We start from the raw sequence: 22,372 nt of genomic DNA on the forward strand, positions 1-22,372 counted from the left end.
ACAAAATCATCTGCACATCTGAAATTTGAAATCTGCACATTTGTCACCACTTAATATTCTTATCCATAAAGGCTATCAGGTCATCGGCCATAGCCTGCTGCTCTTTGGCGCTTGGGTGTCCCGGTGTATTTTTGTAGGGGATCATGTGGGTGTAAATACCTTTATCGCTTAAACTTGCAACCGCTTTTTCGATATATCCGGGCCATGGCGAACCGTCTTTAGTGGCATCCATACTGCCCAAGATGCAAAGAATTTGAGCTTTTGGATATTTTTTGCGGATATTTTTCACCAGCTCCCGGTACGCTTTGATAATTTGATCGGCCTCGGGTGGTTTTGTGCCGAACCGCTCTTTAAATTGCGGGTTATCAGGTATTTTAACTATCCACGAATCATTTTGGAACAGGTTGATAACCACTACATCGGGTGTATATTTTGTAAAATCCCATAGGCTTGTCGGGTCGGTTGGGTCAAGGCGGTTATACATTTCGGGCATGATGAGCGGGAACCAGCTAACCATTACGCCGATGCCACTTTTAGCTGTAGCCACATAAGCTGCATCATAATGACGAGCCGTTATAGCGGCGTAGCTAATGTAGCCGTTTTCATAAGGCGCACTCCCCCTATCCTGCCCGGTGGTGTCCTCAACAGCGTAACCACAGGTGATGGAGTTGCCAAAAAATTCAATTTTGCGTTTTTTAACCGCTGGCGGCGGTAATATTGATGACCCTTTATCTAAAATAAACTGCACAAAAGTGGTTTTGCCCTTATCCCATTCGGTGCGCTTAAACAGCTCAAGGCTATGGTTACCGTCGGGCAGGCCCTCGGCAAGGGTGTATGTTTTTTGGGCATTCTCCAGGTGTAAGGTATTGATTACCTTACCATCTACAATAATTGTGAAATAATTTTCGCCTCGCTCATCCTGTAACACGGCTGATACGCCGGTGCCTTTAAAGTTAATTACAGCCGATGACCCTGTCCAGTAAAATTCCGCAGCCTCATCGGTCATGTTAATACGGCCGGTATAGCGGATATGGGTATCCTTGCTTTTGAGCACCAGGCTTTGCGCCTGGCAAGTTGATAGGGCTCCTGAAGTTACCAGGAACAGAATTATAAAGTAAAGTCTACGCATTTTTTTGCCGGTTTACAGGCCTAATTTATGAAATTTGCCGACGCAAAACAAGCCTGCAAATACCCGTCCTGCCAGGCATCTTTCTAAACCCTTTCAAACACCAAACCCACACCTTTGAATACCTTTACAAGCGCTGTTGAAGCACCCAGCCAACTAATGACCAATGACAGCGCAGCGAAATGACCAATGACGCGAAGCCCTAATCAACCGGTGTGCCAAATTGTAACAGGTAACCGTTGTAATCGTAAATGGCAAATTCGCGCATGCCAAAATCAAAGGTTTCAATGGGGTAGCAAATAATGGCCTGCTCCTTCAATTCTTTCCACAACTCGTCAACCTTATCGGTGCGGATGTACAACGAGCCGGTAAACTTAGGCATTCCGAAAGGCTCATGCTCATTGGGTAAGGCAAACATGATCTCGATATCATCCCGGCTAACTGTTGCCCAGCCCCAGCGTTCATCATAGCCAATACAGGTGAAGCCAAGGTTACTGATGTAATAATCTACCGTTTCCCGTACCTGCCGGGTATATAACATTGGAGTGATAGTTTTTAAGGCCATTGGTTTATAATATTTGGAAAATATACTAACTTTTTCAATATCCAAAACCATCCTTTGATCTTTGAGCCTCGTTTGCATCAAACAAGTTACTCAGGGCACTATTTTTGATCTTTTTGTCGCGGTTATCCCTCTTTATAGGCATTATCATTTGCTATAGTACCGCGGCGCTTATAGTAGCCGGCGAGAAAAACAATAAGCTATAACAGAAAACGACACCTTTCCATAGCTTTTATAAAGGATAATTTATTTCAAATAAACATAAGTTATCCCATCGCCGCCCCTATCGGCGTGCTCGTCTTCCAATCTGTCAACCTGGTCGTATTTTTTGAGGTACTGGCGAATCATTTTGCGCAAAATACCGTCGCCTCTACCGTGGATGATTTTAAGGTTACCAAAACCCATCATCAGTGCACGGTCAAACAGTTTTTCAATATTGTGCAGGGCATCCTCGGTGCGCTGGCCACGTACGTCAATCTCCGGACTAAAATTAGCAAAATCGCTGGTATGCGAGTTCATCGTCCGCCTTACCTCTTTGGGTACCGATGATTTGCTCACCCGCTCCACCTTTTTCTTTTTAGCCACGGTGCGCAAATCGCCAATTGCAATTACCACGTTATCGCGGATGATCTCTATCACCTGCCCGGTAGTTTCCGAGTCGGTTAATTTTACCCAGTCGCCAGGCTTCAGTTCCTCCTCAGCGGCTGCAGCCGGGCTTTGTTTTACCGGCTCAACCTTTACCGTGTTCTTTTTAAGTTCAATATTCAGGTTTTCGCGCAGGGTGCGGGTTTTTTCTTTATCGGCATTGCTGCTTTTAATTTCGGATATGGTGTTTTCAACCAGCTTATTGGCGTTCAGGATAATATTTTTGGCCTGGTCTTTAGCCTCACGTATCAGTACTTTTTTATTTTCGTCCAGGTAGCTTTTCAGTTTTTCGTTCTCGGCCTGCAACTCGTTAACCTTGCGCTGTTGCTTATCCAGTTTTTGTTTGGTTTCAAATATCTCGCGTTTTTCGCGTTCCAGGTCAACCAACAGGGTATCTACCTTTTTCTGGCCTTCGCTTATTTTATTACGGGCCAGGTTAAGTACGTTTGGCGGCAGGCCTATTTTTTGGGCTATCTCAAAAGCGTACGAGCTGCCGGGTTTACCAACTTCCAGGCGGTAAAGCGGCTTCATCTCTACGTTATTAAACAGCATCGATGCATTCTCGATCCCTTCGGTATTGCTGGCGAATATCTTGAGGTTGCTATAGTGCGTGGTTACCATCCCCCTCACCTTTTTATGGTTCAGCGATTCCAGTACGGCTTCGGCAATGGGGCCGCCAAATTGCGGGTCGGTACCGGTACCAAACTCATCAATCAGTATCAGGGTTTTACCATTAGCCTGCTCCACAAAATTTTTCATTTTGGATAGGTGGGCGCTGTAAGTACTCAAATCGCTCTCGATAGATTGATCATCCCCTATATCAACAAACATTTGCTTAAACACCCCTATCACGCTGGCCTCAGCAGCCGGTATCAGCAAGCCAGCCTGTACCATCATTTGCAACAGGCCTACGGTTTTCATACAAACAGATTTACCGCCGGCATTGGGGCCCGATACCACGATAATGCGTGTGCCTTCATCAATCTGTACATTTAAAGGCACAACCGTTTTTTGCTCCTTTTTAAAGTTCAGAAACAGCAATGGGTGGCGGGCGTTAAATAATTTCAGCCTTGGTTCGTTCACCACCTGGGGCATTTCGCCTTCAATATCAATGGCAAACAGGGCCTTGGCGCGTACAAAATCAAGCTTGGTCAATAAGGCATGGTACGATAACAAAAGCGGCGCATAAGGTCTTAACTCGGTTGTTAAGGCTGTCAATATCTTTACAATCTCGCGGCGGCGCTCAAATTCCAGGTCGCGTACGCGGTTGTTGAGGGTAAATACCTCTTCGGGTTCCATGTAAACGGTTTGGCCCGAGGCCGATTCATCGTGAATAAAACCTTTTAGCTTACGCTTGTTTTCGGCAAGTAGCGGGATACACAACCTGCCATCGCGTACCGTAAGCGATCCATCTGCAGTCCAGCCGCTTGATGATGCATTTTTAAAAATCTGGTCGATTTTTTTGCGGGCTTCCTGCTCGGCTTTGGCTATGCCCGATGTTATTTCCTGCAATTCGCGCGATGCATTGGGGCGTATTTTCCCTTTGGGATCAATAACGGCATCTATCTTTTTCAGGATGGCTTTCTCAATAGGCAGGTGCTCAAAAAGCGCCTCCAGGTTAGGGTAAAGTCCTTCTCGCTCGCTAAAATAAGCGATAACGGCAAATACGGTTTGCAGGGAAGCCTGCACCTGGTAAAACTCCTCCTCGCTCAAAAAAACACCTTCTATACGGGCTTTATTGGCCAGGGATTTAATATCAAAAAAATGGTGAATGGGTAGTGCAGCGTCGTTTACCAGGATATTTTTAAACTCGTTGGCCTGGCTCAAAAACTTGGCAATTTGGTCGTAATTGCTCATCACCTGTATCTTATCAACCATTTGCTGGCCCATCTCGCTCAGGCAATGAGCTTTTATTAATTCCTTTACTTCGGTAAACCCAAGCTTATCTACACTATTAATTGGGTACAGCATTAAGTTTTTTTCTATGTTTTAATTTTTTTGCCGAGTCGATTTTTGAATTCATTGCTCGTTTAGTTTTTGCTTGTTTAGCCAAATCGGCCTTTAACGAATCGGCTTTGTGGGCCATTACCCTTTCCCTGATTTTTGCCTGCTTAACCGAATCGGCTTTTTGGGCAGGTGTTTTTGGTTTAAGGAGCGCTTTCCGTACCGAATCTGCTTTTAGCGAATCGGCCTTTTGGGTAGTTGCGCGTTGTTTGTTTTGAGCCAGGTTAACAGAATCTGACATGGTTTTTATCCTAACCTCAACAGAATCATATATTTTAAACAGCTTGTCGGGTTCGCTGGCGTAATACTGCATGCTTTTCCTGAACTGGGCCGAATCGGTATCGAATTTCCTGAAAGCATCTAAATATTTGCCCATGCCATATTTGTACAGGCTATCGCCCCCCTGCAAGCCGTTATACAACGATCCATCTATCAGGTGTATCTGCACCAGTAAGCCAGTCATTTTTTGGGGCTGGATAAATTTTGAGGGGACACTATCGCTTTTGCAACCGCACAAAAAAAGTGTTACTGAAAAAAACAAGGTCAAGTATTTATACATTCTGTAATTTAGCGGCTGATTAATTAAGCAAATTTACGGATAAATGAGCATTGCAGATAATATCAAAAGCTTAAAAAAAGAAACGGAGGCCGGCAAGGTAATATTGTTAGCCGTATCAAAAACAAAACCGGCTGCCGAAGTGCAGGAAGCATACGATGCCGGGCAGCGTTTATTTGGCGAAAACCAGGTACAGGAACTGGTTGAAAAGTATGAGCAATTGCCCAAAGATATTGAATGGCACCTGATTGGCCACCTGCAAACCAATAAGGTAAAGTACATAGCACCTTTTGTAAGCATGATACAATCTGTTGATAGCATAAAGCTGCTGCAGGAGATAAACAAACACGCCCAAAAGGCCGACAGGGTAATTGATTGCCTGCTGCAAATTTATATTGCCGACGAGGAAACCAAATTTGGGTTGGGTTTTGATGAAGCGATAGATCTGCTACGATCGGATGAATTTGCAGCTTGTAAAAACATCCGCATCCGCGGACTGATGGGCATTGCCACCAATACCGATAACGAGAAACAGATAAAAGAAGAATATTACGAACTGAAGACCTTTTTTGACGGAATAAAAGTGAGCTATTTCAGAAAAGATGATAGTTTTAACATTTTATCGATGGGCATGTCGTCCGATTATAAAATAGCCATTGAACAAGGCAGCAACATGGTACGCCTGGGCAGCACTATTTTTGGCACCAGGGTGGTGAAGCATTGGAAGAATAATTAGTTGGTGAGTGGTTGAGTGGGTTGATTAAGTTGGATTGGGTTGATTAGGTTGTCTGAATCAGAATTAGCAGAATTAAAGAATTTACAGAATTGGAAAACGAACAAATAACAAACAATATTAATCAAAAGCTCCCACATCAGGGGGCAGGGGGGCCTATCCTGCGTGTTGCCACCGTTGAAGACTGTCCGCGACTGATGGAACTGGTACATGAGCTGGCCCTGTTTGAACGGGCGCCGGAAGAAGTAACCGTTACTTTAAACGAATTTATTGACGCCGGTTTTGGCGCTAAACCTGTTTGGAAGGCTTATGTGGCCGAAGTTGACGGGCTGATAGTAGGTTTCGCGCTTTATTATATCCGCTACTCCACATGGAAAGGCTGCCGCCTTTACCTGGAAGATTTAATTGTTACTGAAGCCTGGCGCGGCAAAAAAATTGGTAAACTTTTGATTGAAAGGCTAATGGCGGAGGCCAAAGAACTTGGGTTTAGCGGCATGGTTTGGCAAGTGCTGGATTGGAACGAACCGGCCATCAACTTTTACAAAAAATACGAGGCCAGTATTGAGGCGGGATGGCTTAATGTGTCGTTGTCAAAAGAGCAGTTGGAGCGGTATTAACGAGAGCGGCGTTGCATGGCGGGGAAGACTCACCCGACGAGGCTACGCCCGTCATCCTCTCTTCACCTGCGGTGGAAAGAGGGGCTTGAAAAGTTAATAAACACAGCCAATGGCCGACTACACCCCGTCTTCAAGCCCCTCTTTCCGGCGAAGCCGAAGAGAGGGTGGCCAGCGCAGCGTAGCCGGGTGAGTCTTAGCCAGCGTTCAAAAACAAATGTCCTTGTAAAACCAAACCAACTATTGGTGTATTAAGCTATATAAAACATCATCTAACATGAAAACCCTAAGCAAGCTTTGTTTTATTTTAGTTGGATTTGCATTTGCATCGTGCCAATGGAGCGTTAAAACCAAAGAAGATAAGGTGGTTTTTAAAGATACGCTTCGTTATTCAACAGATGGCCTCATTACATTTCCGGTAACGCTTCCAGGACAACCTGCAAATCATAAGGATACGGTTGTAAAAGCCAGTTACGTGGTTTTTGATGGGCAACCAAGGCTTAATGATTCAATTATGCAGAAATTATCGGGCATTTTTACCAATGGCAATGCCGATATTAAATACCTGCATAACACATCCAAATTTTTACTGGCTTATGCCGATTATTTAAAAAAGCATCCCGGGTGGATTGTAAGCGCCTATGCCAAGGTATTGATGCAGGATTCCAGCATTACCACGCTTGAAGTTAGTGGTTATACCTACCAGGGCGGCGCACACGGATCATCAGGTACCTATTTTATCAACTGGAATACCAAAGCCAATAAAAGCATCACCTTAAATGATCTTTTTATTGATGGTTATGCTGATAAATTAAAAGCTGTTGCTGAACGCATTTTCAGGAAAGATGAAAAACTAAGCGATACAGCATCCCTGGCGCGCGACTATTTTTTCAAGGATAATAAATTCGCACTGAATGATAATTTCTCAGTTACACCAATCGGGCTTAAATTCATTTATAACCAATATGAAATCAAGCCGTACGCTGCCGGGATAACCGAGTTATTTATCCCCTATTCACAAATTAAAACATTACTCCGGCCAAATTCGGTTGTGGGTAAATTTATTAAATAAATGCTTGTATTTAAATTCGGAGGGGCATCAGTTAAGGATGCCGATGGTATTATCAATTTGGCCAATGTTGTTAAACAATACGATGGCCAACAATTACTCATAGTGGTATCGGCCATGGGCAAAACCACCAACGCGCTGGAGAAGCTTACTAAAGCCTATGTAGATCAAACAGAGGATATGCACGGGATCTTCGACAGCATCAAAAAATATCACTTTGATATTTTGCACGAGCTGTTTGAGGCCAACGATCCTGTTTTTGACGATGTGGCCAATACTTTTGTGGAGATTGACTGGGCCATTGAAGATGAACCGCATGATAGCTACGATTTTATTTACGACCAAATAGTATCCATTGGCGAATTGGTATCAACCCGCATCGTATCTGCTTACCTGAACAAAGCCGGCATAAAAAGCCAATGGCTTGATGTGCGCGGTTATATTCATACCGATAACAGCTACCGGGAAGGCATTGTACAATGGGATAAAACGCGGGCAAGCATCAGCAAGGATATTCCGGCTATGCTGCAAAAAGGAACGGTGGTAACACAAGGTTTTTTGGGTGGTACATCCGAAAACTTTACCACTACCTTAGGCCGCGAGGGATCAGATTATACCGCGTCCATCTTCGCCTCCTGCCTGGGTGCCGAATCGGTTACCACCTGGAAAGATGTTCCCGGCATCCTGAATGCCGACCCCAAGTATTTTGACGACACAGTAAAATTTGATGAGCTATCTTATACCGAAGCCATCGAGATGACTTATTACGGCGCCAGCGTTATCCACCCAAAAACAATAAAACCTTTACAAAACGCCAAAATACCCCTGCTGGTGAAACCCTTTACCCATCCCGATGCCCCCGGCACAGTGATTAAAGAAGATGGCTTCAACAAATTCGAAAAACCTGTTATCATTCTTAAACAAAACCAGGTATTGCTTTCTATATCGCCTATTGATTATTCCTTTGTTTCAGAAGATCATCTGAGTGGCATCTTCGGCCTGTTTGCCCAAAACCAGGTAAAAGTAAACGTAATGCAAACGTCGGCCCTTAGTTTTACGGTTTGTTTTGATTATTACGAAGAGCGCTTTGAAAAACTGCTGCGCAATCTTAAACAGGAATTTAAAGTAAAATACAATAGCGGATTAACGCTGATTACCACCAGGCATTACGATGAAAATTCGCTGAAAGAATTAACCGCCGGAAAGACAATACTACTGGAGCAAATCAGCAGGAATACGGCACAAATAGTGGTGAGGTAAGTATTTTAGGGATCGGCAGTGGATTCATCGGCACAAATTACCACCTCGCCGATACAATACACTGTATAATATGTGGCTTTGGTACTTTTAGATAAATAAAGGTTTAGTAATTAAAACATTCATCAAAAAAACTTAAAATTATGGGATTAGGAGCACCCGAAATAATACTCATCATTATTGCAGTATTGTTATTGTTTGGCGGCAAAAAAATTCCTGAGCTGATGCGCGGCATGGGCCAGGGCTTAAAGGCATTTAATGACGGTAAGACCGAAAAAGACGCCGCCATTAAAGAATAATTTAACTTAAAAAAGGAAAGCCAAAAAAGGCGCATGAGGTATCTCGATGCGCCTTTTTTGGTTGCAAACACGGTAAAACTTTTTACAGCAATATACTATCTACATAAACAAACGAGGTGTGGACATATCTTTTTAACAAAAAAAAATTGTCATTTCGATAGAGCTTGAGGGAGATAGAGGGGGGCGCGAAAGAGAAATCCTATATGATATGCATTCACTAAGCACTGTTGTATAGCATATCGTCGAAGATTTCTCCTCACTCCGGCGCTCAATTCCCACCCCGGTTCGTTCGAAATGACACCGTTTTATCATTGATAAGATCCAAAGAAGCGGTTACATGATAAGGCCTTGAGGTTGGGCGAAAGATTTTGAATATTTTATACCTCGCAATGCTTTTTAGCCCTCCATCTCCAAAACCAGCATCACCGCGCTATTGCTTAAAGCTTCCATATCAGCTTCTTCCACACCCCACAAAGCAAGGCCGTCGCGTTCGTGCATCAGGCGGCCTTGTAACTCAAAGGCGCCGGCAATTACAAACGCATAAAACAACGAACCTGGTGCTTTCAAGCGATAAAGCGCGTCGGCACGGCCATCAAACCGGCCAATGTGCAGGTTAAAAGGCAGCCTGAATAAAGTAGGGATAATACTTATCAATTCATTTTGCCTGCCCTCAAAATCAAAGCTGAACGTTTGCTTAAAAAACGGAAACACTTCTGTATCAGCATCTATCTGCAGCTGCAAAAAGTTAACCCAATGGTTTGGGTAAGGGTTATTTAAAGTTAAAACATCGCCGCTGTTTGCGTAATTAATATATACCTCGCCTACATCCACTACCGTACTTTTCCCTTCGGCATCCTCAACAAGCAGGGCGCCGGTTACCGGCACCGCTACAAAATAGCAGGCATGTTGTACCTGAATGGTAATTGATTTACCGGCAGCCAAAATCTCGTCGTTAAACACCCGCAGCGGGCCAAATGCTTTACGGTGCTCATTAAAATGCCCGTCGTAATTAAAAGTACTGCACCGCCTGAAGGTATTATTTTCGGTAATTACCCGCTGATCAGCAAGGTGAATCTGCCCGGGTGAGGTCTTTTCCATGTTGTTGCAATTTTTGGAGTGAATGAATGTTTACGTATGGCGGCAGTTTAAACAGGTTGCTCAGCACTTCTTCGTCGCCGGTTGCTTCGGGCCGGTAATCGGCTATCAGCAAAAAATCGGCAATGGTATCGTGCCAAACCAGTGTGCCTGTATAAAAATTAACAGCCACCTGGTGCCGGGTTTTATCGTTGATATCAGAGTTGATGATCTCGAACTGAAATTTATTGAACTTTAAAAAACGCTTACCCACGTTATTAAGCACATCGGGCACAATGCCGCCTAATTGCTGTAAATACCCGGTTATGGCCGGGGTAACCATACCGGCAAGCCTTTGCGCGTTTGGCACGTGTTTTAGCAGGTCGGCATAGCTGGTAAAAGCGGTACCGTGGCTATAGTTCTGGGCCTGCATTTTAAATTCCATGTACGATGCCTCAAACACCACTTTATCCCATTGTTTGGCTGAGTTTATATCGATGACCTTTCGGTAGCAAAGTGTAATTACGCGGGTATCCATGTTATAATACGGTTAAGCAGGTACGCTCATGCTGATAGATAATACAAAACCGGCTGTTTTGCTGCCGGTTATGGTAGCCAGTTCAAGGGTATAACCATCGCTGAACACGCCATCGGTAGCGTTGTAGGTATAACCGCTCATACCTTTACTATAGCCTGCCACAGTAGCTAAAGCCGTACCTGTTCCTTCAGGAAAAGCTATTTGTGTAACTTTTAATGATGTGCCTGCCGAATTGTATATATGCACGTGAATGTGCGTGGCACGGCCGGTATACCAACCCGGGAAGATGGATGTAAAAGAAACCAGGCCATTAGCATCGGTAGTTTGCCTGCCACGTAAAAAATGTACCGATGTGTAATTGGTAGATTGTGTGCCGCTGCCGCCATATTCTGAATAATTACCTTCGGCATCGCAGTGCCAGATATCAACCAGTGCGCCAGATAAGGCATTGCAGCTGTTATTGCTGTTGTTAACAGTGATATTAACAGTCATTTTATAACCGGTACGGTCGCCTGTAATATCGCTTCGTACATATGATGCTGGTGAATGGGTTGGATAAGGCCCCTCGGTTTCAGTTTCGATAACGCTGCAGGTGCCTGAGCTGGAACTTGACCCGGAAGAACTACTTGATGAAGAAGTGGTGCCTGATGTACTGCTGGTGGTAGTTGTTACTGAATCTTTTTTGCAGGCTTCAACCAATACAGATGTAGACACTGCGCCTATCATCAGGCTTTTTAAAAAATTTTTACGTTCCATGATTTTAATCTTTTTAGTTTATATTTTGTGATGCCGGTTAATGATTCAAAAGTAAAATGTATCAGGAAAGTGACACATGATGTGTCGGTAAGCGAGAGTTTTGTGTCGATGAAAAGGTAAGCCGGCTAAACAATTCGTTGTAAATAGCCTTATATTGGGGCAATACAAATCCATAAAAGCAAAAATGGCAATGCGCGGGTATTCAAGTTTCAGATTTTTAGTCATCGCGCTTCCATGGCAATTGCTTTTATGCCTGCATATTAACACCGCCGCTGCCCAGTTGCGTACCCCACGATTTGATGATGCCATCATGATAGATTTACAGGAGCACCGTACCCCTGCCCAAACCGGTTTTTTCCTGTTTATAAGCAATCACCTGGAATATGGCAATATTGGTGTGCCTGCAGGTTTGCTGGTTGGTGGTATTATTGGCAACGATAAAGGGATGCGGCAAAATGCATTATACGTGGCCAGCAGCACAGCCATCTCTGCCGGATTAACCCAACTGATTAAGGTGCTGGTAAAACGCCCGCGACCATTTATCCAGAATATCAATATCAGCCCCGTTTACCGTCCCGGAAACTACTCTTTTCCGTCGGGGCATAGCTCATCATCATTTGCCACCGCAACGGCTTTATCGGCCGCTTACCCCAAGTGGTATGTGATAGTCCCGGCTTATTTATGGGCAGGCTCAACCGCGTATTCAAGGATGTACCTGGGTGTACATTATCCTACAGATGTAGCTACCGGTGCAGGATTGGGAGCTGCGAGCGCATTGCCGATGTTGTTTTTGAAAAAGTAGTGATTTAGGCAATTTTTTAATTTAGTCCTGCTTTATAAAAAGGTATTTAATTTACCCCTTACAAAACGGTAGCGAATCTGGCAGTTTTAAAGGTTAAGATACCCGATTTTTCTGGCTGTTTTTTTTATTTTTTACAAAAAACCTCAATTTTATTTTTGTGTAAATAAATGCACTATTTGTATCAATAAATAGCGTATTTGTTGCTGAAAAGTTCTAATTAATTATCTTTTTTTACTTGTTTATACATGAATAAAGAGTGGTTTTGAAATATAAAAGGAAGCTTGTAAATTTGTACTGTATACCCACAAAAAACGGTTTCTATGTTGTTTTTTACCGCATTGGATTTACGGGTGCCACTTTATTCGCACGAATTAGTTTCTTTCAATTTTGACGCCAACGCCATGCGTCATAGATCAAAAAATCGCCTGCACATCTGAAATCTGCACATCAAAAATCTGCACATTTTTTCCCATCTTTACAGCCAATAAAGTTCTTTACTTTTTTTCTGCAGAGTGGTTCCCGGTGTTTAAAGCACAGGGATTAATAAGGAACCGTGTGTAAATCACGGGCTGTCGCGCAACTGTAAGTAACAGAAAAGGTTGTTGCCTTTAACAATGTCCATTGTTCGCCCCCGCGCGAATGAGAAGGACGGCAACAATGTTACAAGCCAGGATACTTGCCCCTATGTAAAAGACAATGCTTTCGCGCAATGAAGCAGTAGTCGAAGAAAAAAGAATGATGTACATGGCTGTAATACGCCTGTATGTTATGCTTTTGCCTTTTATTACCATTTTACTCCGAAAGCATACCGAAAACCGTAAGGAGCATTAAGTCAAATTAATGTTTAACCAAAAACGTTTTAGCGTATGCTCAAAAACAATCTCGGGTACCCTCGTGTAGGTGCCCACCGTGAACTCAAAAAAGCCAGTGAACAGTACTGGGCAGGTAAAATTACCCGCGACGATTTGTTTGCCGCCGCACGACAAATTCGCCTGCAAAACTGGCAAACCCAGGTTGATGCCGGTATCGACCTGATCCCCTGTAACGATTTCAGCTTTTACGACCAGGTACTGGATACCTCGCTTATGCTGGGCAACATCCCCGAACGGTACACCCCGGTATTAACCCAAAACAAGGCCAATACCGAAATTGACCTGTATTTTGCAATGGCCCGCGGCTACCAAAAAGACGGCCTGGATGTTACAGCCATGGAAATGACCAAATGGTTTGATACCAACTATCACTACATTGTGCCGGAGTTTGTACAAAACCAGCAGTTTAAACTATTTAGCGAAAAGGTTTTTGACGAGTTTATACTGGCCAAACAACACACCGGCAACACACCAAAACCGGTATTAATTGGCCCGGTAACCTACCTTTTGTTAGGTAAAGAAAAACAACCCGGTTTTGATAAGATAGACCTGATTAAAAAACTGGTGCCGGTTTATATTGAAGTATTAAAACGGCTGGCAAGTTATGGGGCTATTTGGGTGCAGCTTGATGAGCCCTTCCTGGCGCTTGACCTTACTGACAAGGAAAAAGCGGCCTATGCCTATGCCTATATGGAGATAAACAAACAATGTCCCGGTATTAAAGTATTGCTCACTACCTACTTCGAGAGCCTGCACGAAAACACCGAGCTGGCTGTAACACTGCCGGTAAGCGCTATTCACGTTGATTTGGTACGTGCGCCCGGTCAGTTATATAAAGTACTCACTGTATTGCCCGATAGCCTGAGTTTATCGTTAGGCGTTGTTGATGGCCGCAACATCTGGAAAAACGATTATGTACGCTCGTTAACCCACATTAAAAAGGCAATTGCTGTATTAGGTACCGATAGAGTGATGATAGCCCCAAGCTGCTCGCTGCTGCATACCCCGTTCGACCTGGACTTGGAAACTGCCATCATCCCCGAGATAAAAAACTGGATGGCCTTTGCCAAACAGAAACTAAACGAGATAAACGAGCTGGCGCAGATCATCGGCGGTAATAATGAACTGCTGCAGGAAAACCTGCGCGCCCTCACCAGCCGCAACCTTTCAAAACTCATTCATAAGCAGGATATCAAACAACGCGTGGCGGCCATTACTGATGCCGATGCACAGCGCGAAAGCGGATTCATCACCCGCCAGAAAATTCAGCAGCAACGCTTTAAATTACCACTGTACCCTACAACTACCATAGGATCGTTCCCGCAAACTGATGATATCCGCTCTTTAAGGGCAAGGCTAAAAAAAGGCGAACTAACCGAAAAACAATATGATGCTGAGATAGAAAAAGCCACTATTGATGCCATCCGCTGGCAGGAAGAGATAGGCCTGGATGTACTGGTACATGGTGAATTTGAACGTAACGACATGGTAGAGTACTTTGGCGAACGTTTAGACGGCTTCCTGTTCACCAAAAATGGCTGGGTGCAAAGCTACGGCAGCCGCTGTGTTAAGCCACCGGTTATTTATGGCGATGTAAGCCGCCCGGCGGATATGACGGTACGTTGGAGCAGCTTTGCGCAGCAAAACACCGATAGGCTGATGAAGGGTATGCTAACCGGCCCTGTAACTATACTGCAATGGTCGTTTGTGCGGGATGATCAGCCACGATCCGAAACTACCAACCAGATAGCTTTGGCCATCCGCAACGAGGTTGTAGCCCTGGAGGCAGCCGGCATAAAAGTGATCCAGATTGATGAGCCTGCTATTCGTGAGGGCTTGCCGTTGCGTAAAAAAGATTGGCAAAATTACCTGAACTGGGCGGTAAAAGCATTCCGTATTTCGGCCAGCGGCGTACGCGACGAAACGCAGATCCACACGCACATGTGCTACAGCGAGTTTAACGATATCATTGGCAACATTGCCGATATGGACGCTGATGTAATAACAATTGAAACCTCGCGCTCGCAAATGGAATTATTGGCTGCCTTCGCCGATTTTAAATATCCAAACGAAATTGGCCCCGGTGTTTATGATATCCATTCGCCACGCGTACCCACGGTTGATGAAATGGTAAGTCTGCTGGAAAAGGCATCTGAACTGTTGCCCGCCGGCAATTTATGGGTAAATCCCGACTGTGGATTAAAGACCCGTAAATGGCCCGAAACCCAGGTGGCGCTCATAAATATGGTGGCCGCAGCAAAACATCTTCGTCAGTTAGTTGTAGAAACAATAGTATCCTGACGGGTAAAAACAGGCAATTTGCGTATACTTGCCTGTTTTTTCAGATTTTTGGCATTTTATGAGATTAAAAAGTAACGCGGTTATTACAGGGGTTGGGGGTTTTGTTCCGGATAATATATTAAGTAACAGTGATTTAGAGAAGATGGTTGACACAAACAGCGATTGGATTGTATCACGTACAGGAATTAAGGAAAGAAGAATTTTAACCGACCCTACGCTTGCCACCTCGGATATGGCCGTTGCCGCTGTGAAAAATTTGTTAGAAAATACAGGTGTTTCCGCAGAAGAAATTGATTGCCTTATAATAGCAACATCAACCCCCGATCACCTGCTTTTATCAACCGCCAGCATCGTGTGCGATAAAGTTGGTTTAAGCAATGCCTGGGCTACCGATGTAAATGCTGCCTGCAGTGGTTTTTTATATGCCTACACGCTTGGTGCAAGCCTTGTAGAAAGCAACCGGTACAAAAAAGTTATTGTAATTGGCGCCGATCAAAACAGTGCTATCATTAATTATAAAGACCGCAATACCTGTATCCTTTTTGGCGATGGCGCCGGTGCTGTTTTACTGGAGCCAACCACAGAAGATATTGGTTTAATGGATAGCGTTTTTAAAACTGACGGCCATGGCCGCGAATACCTGCTGGTACCTGGCGGCGGTTCAAAAATCCCGGCTACTGTTGATTCTGTTGAGGCTAACCAGCATTACATTCGCCAGGAAGGCAGGATTGTATTTAAGGCAGCCATTAAAGGCATGACAGAAACCTGTACCGAGGTGTTAAAACGCAACGATATGACGATTGATGATGTAAACTGGCTGATACCACACCAGGCCAATTACCGCATCATCCATGCTGTTGGCGAAAACCTGGGTTTATCCGAAGACCGTGTTAAGGTAAATATTGACAGGTATGGTAATACCACAGCTGCAACCATACCACTTTGCCTTTGGGATTTTAAAGACGACTTTAAACACAACGATAACGTTATTTTTACCGCATTTGGCGCCGGCTTCTCATGGGGTGCAACCTTGTTAAAATGGGGTACCTTGAGGAAAGCGTAAGCTCCGAAAATATTAAATTACCGTCATTGCGAGGTACGAAGCAATCCACGACATGCTAAGTACCAAATAGTTCGGGATTGCTTCGTACCTCGCAATGACGGTAGTTTTAGGACATTGGGTTTAACTATATTTCGTTGCACTTCATAATTTTTTTTTCAGGTTTGCCTGATGTGAATACTCCCAATGACGTTTTTATTTGGCATAGGCCATCAAAATACCTCTCCATGACCATCGAAGAAAGAATAAAAGCATCCGAAACGCGGATTTTCAAAACCGTGTTTCCTAATAATACCAACCATTACGATACGCTGTTTGGCGGTTCGGCTATGGCCATGATGGATGAGGTAGCATTTATAACCGCTACCCGTTTTACACGAAAACGGATGGTTACCGTATCATCCGACAGGATTGATTTTAATAAACCTATCCCGGCGGGCACCATTATCGAACTGGTGGGCACCGTATCGCATATTGGCAACACCAGTATGAAAGTTTTAGTGGAGATATTTATTGAAGAAATGTACTCTTTTGTGCGCGAAAAGGCCATTACCGGCACTTTTACGTTTGTGGCTATTGACGAACATAAACACCCTGTAAAGGTTGTAGATTAATACGTTTATGTTAATACCGCTGATAACATTGCCTATTTAAAGCCAATTAAGTTTTATAATTTAGTTGCTTATAAATCTGCACATCGGCTTCATGAACAAAAAAATAGCAACCTTATTGATGGCGCTGACGCCATTCACGGCCTTTTGCCAGCAAAATTTAAAACTTTGGTATAAACAACCTGCAAAGGTTTGGACAGAGGCGCTGCCTTTGGGCAACGGCCGGCTTGGTGCCATGGTATTTGGCCGTGTAGGCCACGAACTCATCCAACTGAACGAAGCCACTTTATGGACCGGCGGCCCCGTGCGCACCAACGTAAACCCGCATGCTTATGACAATTTACTGCTGGCAAGGGAAGCGCTGTTAAAAAATGAAGATTATGCCCAGGCCAACGAGTATGCAAAAAAAATGCAGGGCTATTATTCAGAATCCTATTTACCACTTGGCAATCTCACCATCACCCAACAGTTAACAGATACCGTCCCCACGACTTACTACCGCGACCTGGATATCAGTAATGCTATTGCCACAACCCGTTACACAATCGATGGCGTAGAGTACAGCAGGCAAATCATCAGTTCAGCACCCGACCAGGTTATCGCTATCAGGTTTACCGCAAGTAAAACCGGGCAATTAAATTTCACCCTGGGCATCGGCAACCAGTTGAAATACCAAAACGTTGCTGTATCCAACAACCAAATTTTAATGAAAGGGCAAGCCCCGGCGCACCTGCAGCCTAACTATGTTGATTTCAAAGATACTGTTGCCCTTAATGATAAACCTGGTTGCCGTGGCATGCGCTATGAATTACAGGTTAAAGCCATTAATAAAGATGGTGTAGTAAGTGCCGATGCCAACGGCATTACAGTGAAGAACGCAACCGATGTAACTATTTTTTTATCGGCAGCAACCAGCTTTAACGGCTTTGATAAATGCCCGGATGCCGAAGGTAAGGATGAGCATAAATTAGCTAAAGATTATCTGGATAAGGCGGTAAAATATAGCTGGCCGGCGCTACTGGCGCATCATTATGCCGATTACCATAAATATTTTAACCGGGTATCCTTTAATCTTGCCACTCTTGCCGGTGATGCAAACGCATTGGTACCAACAGATGAGCGGCTGTTTAACTATTCGGAAGGGGCTAAAGATCCGTCATTTGAAACATTATATTTCCAGTTCAGCAGGTATTTGCTGATCTCCTGCTCGCGCCCCGGCGGTCCGGCGGCTAATTTGCAGGGTATCTGGAATAAGGAGATCCGGCCGCCATGGAGTTCAAATTACACCACCAATATCAATGTGCAAATGAACTACTGGCCTGCCGAGGCAGCCAATCTGTCGGAAATGCAATTGCCGTTTATCAACTTTATAAAAAACGCTGCTGTGACTGGCCACGTAACAGCCAAAGAATTTTACCACACCCGGGGTTGGGCCGTGCACCACAACAGCGATATATGGGCATTATCAAACCCGGTTGGCGATTTGGGTCATGGCGACCCCATGTGGGCCAACTGGACAATGGGATCGCCATGGTTATCGCAGCATTTATGGTGGCATTACCAGTTTACCAACGATAAGACCTATCTTAAGGATACTGCGTACCCGCTTATGAAAGGTGCCACCCATTTTTGCATGGATTTTTTGGTGCCTTACAAGGGTTACCTGGTAACTGCCCCTTCCCTATCGCCAGAGAATAGCTTTATTGACGATAAGGGCAAACAAGGTACCGTATCTGTAGCCACTACCATGGATATGGCCATCATCTGGGATTTGTTTACCAACGTGATAGATGCCGCTGGTCAATTAGGTACAGATAAGGCCTTCCGCGATTCGGTTATTGCCTACCGCAAGCAATTATACCCGCTGCACATCGGCAAAAAAGGAAACCTGCAGGAATGGTATAAGGATTGGGAAGATACCGATCCGCATCACAGGCACGTATCGCATTTATTCACCGTTTTTCCGGGCCATGAGATCTCTCCTATCCAAACACCGGAACTGGCCGCTGCCGCAAAAAAAACACTGGAACTTAGAGGAGATGCCGGTACCGGGTGGAGCCTGGCATGGAAAATTAACTTTTGGGCTCGATTGCTGGATGGTAACCATGCCTACAAAATGATCCATTACCTGTTAAGGCTCACCGGATCGTCAAAAACCAATTATGCCAATGGCGGCGGTTCATATGCCAATTTGTTTGATGCCCATCCGCCATTCCAGATAGATGGCAACTTTGGGGCATTATCCGGAATGTGCGAAACGCTGGTGCAAAGCCAGTCGGGCGAGATCAGCCTGTTACCAGCCATTCCGGATGCCTGGGCCGAAGGCAATATTTCGGGCTTAAAAGCTCGCGGCAATTTCCAGATAGCCATGAACTGGAAAAACAAGCAGATAGTTACAGCGTCAGTTTTATCGGTAACCGGCGGTATATGCAAATTGCGTACGGCCACGCCGTTAAAAATTACGGGGGTACAGGCAAGGTCGGTAAAAACAGCTAATGGTTATTTAACCGGCTTTAATACTAAAAAAGGAATGTTGTATAAAATAACCGGCTCAAAAATATAATCAACTTCATAGGAACGGGTAACCTGCCAACAAATACAAACAAGCGAAATGACGAACGACAAAACAAACCAACGACGCGATTTTATAAAAAAGGTTACTTTAACCGCCCTGGGCTCCATTGCTGCACCCCATGTTTTTGCCACGCCTTTATCAACGGTATTTAAAGATAGCACCAATGCCAAAACCATCCTCTTCCAGGGCGATTCAATAACCGATGGCGGGCGATCATATGATAAAGACTGGAACCATATTATGGGCCAAAGTTTTCCGTACCTGGTAGCGGGCCGGCTTTGGTTTGATCATCCCGACCAGCAAATGATGTTTTTAAACCGTGGCATCAGCGGCCATACCGTACGTGACCTGCAGGCCCGCTGGCAAAAAGACACATTAGATTTAAAGCCCGATATCCTGAATATTCTGATTGGTGTAAACGACGTACACCATGTAATCCACAATAACAATCCTACTACGGTTGATCAGTTCAGGAACGATTATGATGCCCTGCTTAATCAAACTAAAACCGCGCTCCCCGATATAAAATTGTTGATTTGCGAACCATTTATTTTGCCGGTTGGCCAGGTAAATGCTGATTTAAAACGCTGGCAGGACGAATTAACACCACGACAATTAGTGGCTAAACAACTGGCGCAAAAATACAATGCTGTTTTTGTACCGTTACAGACCATATTTAATGCAGCGCTCAAAAAAGCGCCCGCCGAATTCTGGATATGGGATGGCGTGCACCCCATGCCGGCCGGGCACGAATTGATAGCCCGTGAATGGATTAAAGCAGCAAAAAAGAATTACGGTTTCCCGGGGTAGTTAAACCGCAAACAACTGCCCTATATCCTTAAAAGCTTTAAACTCCAACGCATTTCCGGACGGATCAAGGAAAAACATGGTGGCCTGCTCGCCCGGCAGGCCTTTAAAACGGATATAGGGCTCAATTACAAATTTCACGTTAAGGCTTTTTAGTTTCGCCTCCAGCGCAACCCAGTCATCCCATTCCAGTACCACGCCAAAATGAGGTACGGGTACATCGTGGCCATCAACCGGGTTAAAATGATGTTTGGCATCATCAACCGGTTTAGGCTTCAGGTGAATAACAAACTGGTGGCCGTATAAGTTAAAGTCTGTCCAGTTAGTATCGCTACGGCCCTCGCCACAGCCTAAAACTTCGCGGTAAAATTTGCGGGCCTCGTCCAAGTCATAAACCGGCACAGCAACGTGAAAAGGTGTTATTTTATCCATAACTATTTAAACTCTAAATTAACCGCCCATTTTAATGACAACTCACAACTAATGTAATCCTTTGCGTTTTAACAATCCCCCGGTGGTATCATCCACGCTTTGCTGTACAATAAATGCCTTGGGATCTATCCGCAGGATGGTTTGTTTTAACGATGGAATCTCCAGCCGGGTGGCAACGGTAAAAATAATATCCCGCGGGTCGTTTACGTGGCCATCCTTTCCGTACCCGCTTTTACCCTGGTAAATGGTAACACCCCTGCCCAACGTAAGCGTAATTGCCCGGCGAATAGCCTCGCTATGCGTAGATACTACCGTGATACCCGAATACTGTTCAATACCGTTCAAAATAAAATCGATCATTTTAGCGGCAGCCATATACGTTAATATGGAGTACATAGCCGGCTCAACGCCCAGCAAAAAGGCAGCAAGCCCAAATATCACTACGTTAAGCAGCAAAATAAAATCGCTCACCTTTAGCAATTGAGTTCGTTTGCTGATGAGTACCGCTGCTATCTCGGTACCGTCAAGCACGGCGCCACCGCGCATGGCCAGGCCGCTGCCTGTACCTATAAATACGCCGCCAAAAACAGCTGTAAGCAGCTTATCATGCGTTACATCCGGAAAATTAATTACTACCAGGCTTACCGACAGCAAGCCAATGGCAATGGTGCTTTTTATGGCAAACCACAGCCCAAGTTTTTTATAACCGAGCCATAAAAAAGGCACATTAATTAAAAAAATAAGCAAAGAAATGGGTATGGCCGAAATATCTGCAACCAGCATTGATACACCCGTTACCCCTCCATCAATAAAATGGCTGGATAACAGGAACCCCTTAAGGCCAAAACCGGCCGCCAGGATACCCAAGCCAATAGATATTGATTCTTTGATGATCTTCATTACCTTCATGCCCAAATATAATTTATCCGGAGCTAAAACGGGTTTTAATAAATCAGATAATTAAGAACGGGTTGGTTTTGAGGTATAAAATGTAAACAGTTTAACGTGCCGGAACCTAAATATCCCGGCTATTCAAAAAAGTGCTAAACCTATAAACCCAGTTTAGCAATAATCTCATCTGTGGTACCTACTTCGCCAATCCTGGGGAAAATATATTTAAAACTGCTATCGTGTGCATCGGCAAACCTATCGCTCATGGCATCACTGGCAAATGCAATATTATAGGCAAATTCATTGGCGCTGCGGGCGGTAGCTTCTACACCTATGCTGGTAGCCAACCCGGCCAGCACAATCTGGGTAACGCCGCGTTTTTGCAGCTCGTCATGCAGGCCGGTTTGGTAAAAAGCTCCCCAAGTTTTTTTTGTTATCCTGATGTCGCCGTCCTCTACTTTAATTTCGGGCACTATATCCAAAAAATCGGGACCGGGCACCGAACCGGCGTTTGGGTTACTATCCCTGCGGGTGGCAAATGCAGCCGAGCCTGCAGGGTTAACATTTACTATTACAACCGGCAGCCTTGCCTTACGAAAAGCGGCAAGCAACTTAGCCGAGTTTTCCAATACCTGGCTCATAGGATGCGCCGTTGGCATTTGCACAACAGCCTTTTGTAAATCAATTAACACGAGCGCGGTGTTTTTATCAATTGTAGTTATCATATAATTTGTATTTATTTCGATTATCGCTGTTAGTATCTATTCCATTCGTGTTCATCAAACTCG

The 22,372-nt window shown here is 44.5% G+C and carries 21 protein-coding genes and 1 riboswitch; of the genes, 11 read left to right on the forward strand and 10 right to left on the reverse strand.

Features of this window, described 5'->3' with window-relative positions; all coding sequences use genetic code 11:
• Positions 1-43: 43 nt before the first annotated feature.
• The 4 genes from FSB76_RS03965 to FSB76_RS03980 form a co-directional block, all read right to left on the reverse strand.
• Entirely contained in the window at positions 44-1,129 is a 1,086-nt protein-coding gene (locus FSB76_RS03965) for an SGNH/GDSL hydrolase family protein (RefSeq protein ID WP_147052296.1), read from the reverse strand.
• A gap of 199 nt (positions 1,130-1,328) precedes the next feature.
• The gene (locus tag FSB76_RS03970) at positions 1,329-1,691 is read right to left on the reverse strand and encodes a VOC family protein (protein ID WP_147052297.1); all 363 of its coding nucleotides are present in this window, start codon (positions 1,689-1,691) and stop codon (positions 1,329-1,331) included.
• 243 nt (positions 1,692-1,934) lie between these two features.
• Positions 1,935-4,304: an endonuclease MutS2 gene (locus tag FSB76_RS03975; protein ID WP_147052298.1), complete on the reverse strand. Its 2,370-nt coding sequence runs from the start codon at positions 4,302-4,304 to the stop codon at positions 1,935-1,937.
• The gene (locus FSB76_RS03980; RefSeq protein WP_147052299.1) at positions 4,288-4,896 is read right to left on the reverse strand and encodes a DUF4296 domain-containing protein; all 609 of its coding nucleotides are present in this window, start codon (positions 4,894-4,896) and stop codon (positions 4,288-4,290) included. Before FSB76_RS03980 ends, FSB76_RS03975 begins: the two co-directional genes overlap by 17 nt.
• A gap of 43 nt (positions 4,897-4,939) precedes the next feature.
• On the opposite strand from FSB76_RS03980, the gene FSB76_RS03985 reads away from it, so the two are divergent.
• The 5 genes from FSB76_RS03985 to FSB76_RS04005 all read left to right on the forward strand — a co-directional run bounded on the left by FSB76_RS03985 (position 4,940) and on the right by FSB76_RS04005 (position 8,865).
• Positions 4,940-5,629: a YggS family pyridoxal phosphate-dependent enzyme gene (locus FSB76_RS03985; protein WP_147052300.1), complete on the forward strand. Its 690-nt coding sequence runs from the start codon at positions 4,940-4,942 to the stop codon at positions 5,627-5,629.
• A gap of 194 nt (positions 5,630-5,823) precedes the next feature.
• Entirely contained in the window at positions 5,824-6,243 is a 420-nt protein-coding gene (locus FSB76_RS03990) for a GNAT family N-acetyltransferase (RefSeq protein WP_147060872.1), read from the forward strand.
• Positions 6,244-6,517: 274 nt separating this feature from the next.
• Positions 6,518-7,312, forward strand: a complete 795-nt coding sequence (locus tag FSB76_RS03995) for an RsiV family protein (protein ID WP_147052301.1) — start codon at positions 6,518-6,520, stop codon at positions 7,310-7,312.
• Entirely contained in the window at positions 7,313-8,569 is a 1,257-nt protein-coding gene (locus FSB76_RS04000; RefSeq protein WP_147052302.1) for an aspartate kinase, read from the forward strand.
• 140 nt (positions 8,570-8,709) lie between these two features.
• Positions 8,710-8,865: a Sec-independent protein translocase subunit TatA/TatB gene (locus tag FSB76_RS04005; protein WP_147052303.1), complete on the forward strand. Its 156-nt coding sequence runs from the start codon at positions 8,710-8,712 to the stop codon at positions 8,863-8,865.
• A gap of 396 nt (positions 8,866-9,261) precedes the next feature.
• Here the strand turns inward: FSB76_RS04005 and FSB76_RS04010 are convergent, their stop codons facing one another.
• The 3 genes from FSB76_RS04010 to FSB76_RS04020 are packed head-to-tail and all read right to left on the reverse strand — an operon-like array spanning position 9,262 to position 11,233.
• The gene (locus FSB76_RS04010) at positions 9,262-9,963 is read right to left on the reverse strand and encodes a pirin family protein (RefSeq protein ID WP_147052304.1); all 702 of its coding nucleotides are present in this window, start codon (positions 9,961-9,963) and stop codon (positions 9,262-9,264) included.
• Positions 9,926-10,477: a hypothetical protein gene (locus FSB76_RS04015; RefSeq protein ID WP_147052305.1), complete on the reverse strand. Its 552-nt coding sequence runs from the start codon at positions 10,475-10,477 to the stop codon at positions 9,926-9,928. Before FSB76_RS04015 ends, FSB76_RS04010 begins: the two co-directional genes overlap by 38 nt.
• A 12-nt stretch (positions 10,478-10,489) precedes the next feature.
• A complete protein-coding gene (locus tag FSB76_RS04020) occupies positions 10,490-11,233 on the reverse strand; it encodes a dioxygenase family protein (RefSeq protein ID WP_147052306.1) in 744 nt (247 codons plus the stop codon).
• A 184-nt stretch (positions 11,234-11,417) separates the two neighbouring features.
• Between FSB76_RS04020 and FSB76_RS04025 the strand changes: the two genes are divergently transcribed.
• The 6 genes from FSB76_RS04025 to FSB76_RS04050 all read left to right on the forward strand — a co-directional run bounded on the left by FSB76_RS04025 (position 11,418) and on the right by FSB76_RS04050 (position 20,264).
• Positions 11,418-12,035: a phosphatase PAP2 family protein gene (locus tag FSB76_RS04025; protein ID WP_225976413.1), complete on the forward strand. Its 618-nt coding sequence runs from the start codon at positions 11,418-11,420 to the stop codon at positions 12,033-12,035.
• Positions 12,036-12,531: 496 nt separating this feature from the next.
• Positions 12,532-12,733: riboswitch (cobalamin riboswitch) on the forward strand.
• 168 nt (positions 12,734-12,901) lie between these two features.
• Positions 12,902-15,208: a 5-methyltetrahydropteroyltriglutamate--homocysteine S-methyltransferase gene (gene metE / locus FSB76_RS04030; RefSeq protein WP_147052307.1), complete on the forward strand. Its 2,307-nt coding sequence runs from the start codon at positions 12,902-12,904 to the stop codon at positions 15,206-15,208.
• Positions 15,209-15,266: 58 nt separating this feature from the next.
• Positions 15,267-16,271 carry a beta-ketoacyl-ACP synthase III gene (locus tag FSB76_RS04035; protein ID WP_147052308.1) on the forward strand — a complete coding sequence of 335 codons (1,005 nt, stop codon included), beginning with the start codon at positions 15,267-15,269 and terminating at the stop codon, positions 16,269-16,271.
• Positions 16,272-16,495: 224 nt separating this feature from the next.
• A complete protein-coding gene (locus tag FSB76_RS04040; RefSeq protein WP_090648882.1) occupies positions 16,496-16,882 on the forward strand; it encodes an acyl-CoA thioesterase in 387 nt (128 codons plus the stop codon).
• A gap of 91 nt (positions 16,883-16,973) precedes the next feature.
• The gene (locus tag FSB76_RS04045) at positions 16,974-19,442 is read left to right on the forward strand and encodes a glycoside hydrolase family 95 protein (RefSeq protein ID WP_147052309.1); all 2,469 of its coding nucleotides are present in this window, start codon (positions 16,974-16,976) and stop codon (positions 19,440-19,442) included.
• A gap of 48 nt (positions 19,443-19,490) precedes the next feature.
• On the forward strand, positions 19,491-20,264 hold the full coding sequence (locus FSB76_RS04050) for an SGNH/GDSL hydrolase family protein (RefSeq protein ID WP_147052310.1): 774 nt from the start codon (positions 19,491-19,493) through the stop codon (positions 20,262-20,264).
• Here the strand turns inward: FSB76_RS04050 and FSB76_RS04055 are convergent, their stop codons facing one another.
• The 3 genes from FSB76_RS04055 to FSB76_RS04065 all read right to left on the reverse strand — a co-directional run bounded on the left by FSB76_RS04055 (position 20,265) and on the right by FSB76_RS04065 (position 22,309).
• Positions 20,265-20,693: a VOC family protein gene (locus FSB76_RS04055; RefSeq protein ID WP_147052311.1), complete on the reverse strand. Its 429-nt coding sequence runs from the start codon at positions 20,691-20,693 to the stop codon at positions 20,265-20,267.
• Positions 20,694-20,741: 48 nt separating this feature from the next.
• Positions 20,742-21,593, reverse strand: a complete 852-nt coding sequence (locus tag FSB76_RS04060; RefSeq protein WP_225976414.1) for a YitT family protein — start codon at positions 21,591-21,593, stop codon at positions 20,742-20,744.
• 149 nt (positions 21,594-21,742) lie between these two features.
• Positions 21,743-22,309: an isochorismatase family protein gene (locus FSB76_RS04065; protein WP_147052313.1), complete on the reverse strand. Its 567-nt coding sequence runs from the start codon at positions 22,307-22,309 to the stop codon at positions 21,743-21,745.
• Positions 22,310-22,372 lie beyond the last annotated feature (63 nt).

Source organism: Mucilaginibacter ginsenosidivorax (genome assembly GCF_007971525.1).
Lineage (GTDB): Bacteria > Bacteroidota > Bacteroidia > Sphingobacteriales > Sphingobacteriaceae > Mucilaginibacter > Mucilaginibacter ginsenosidivorax.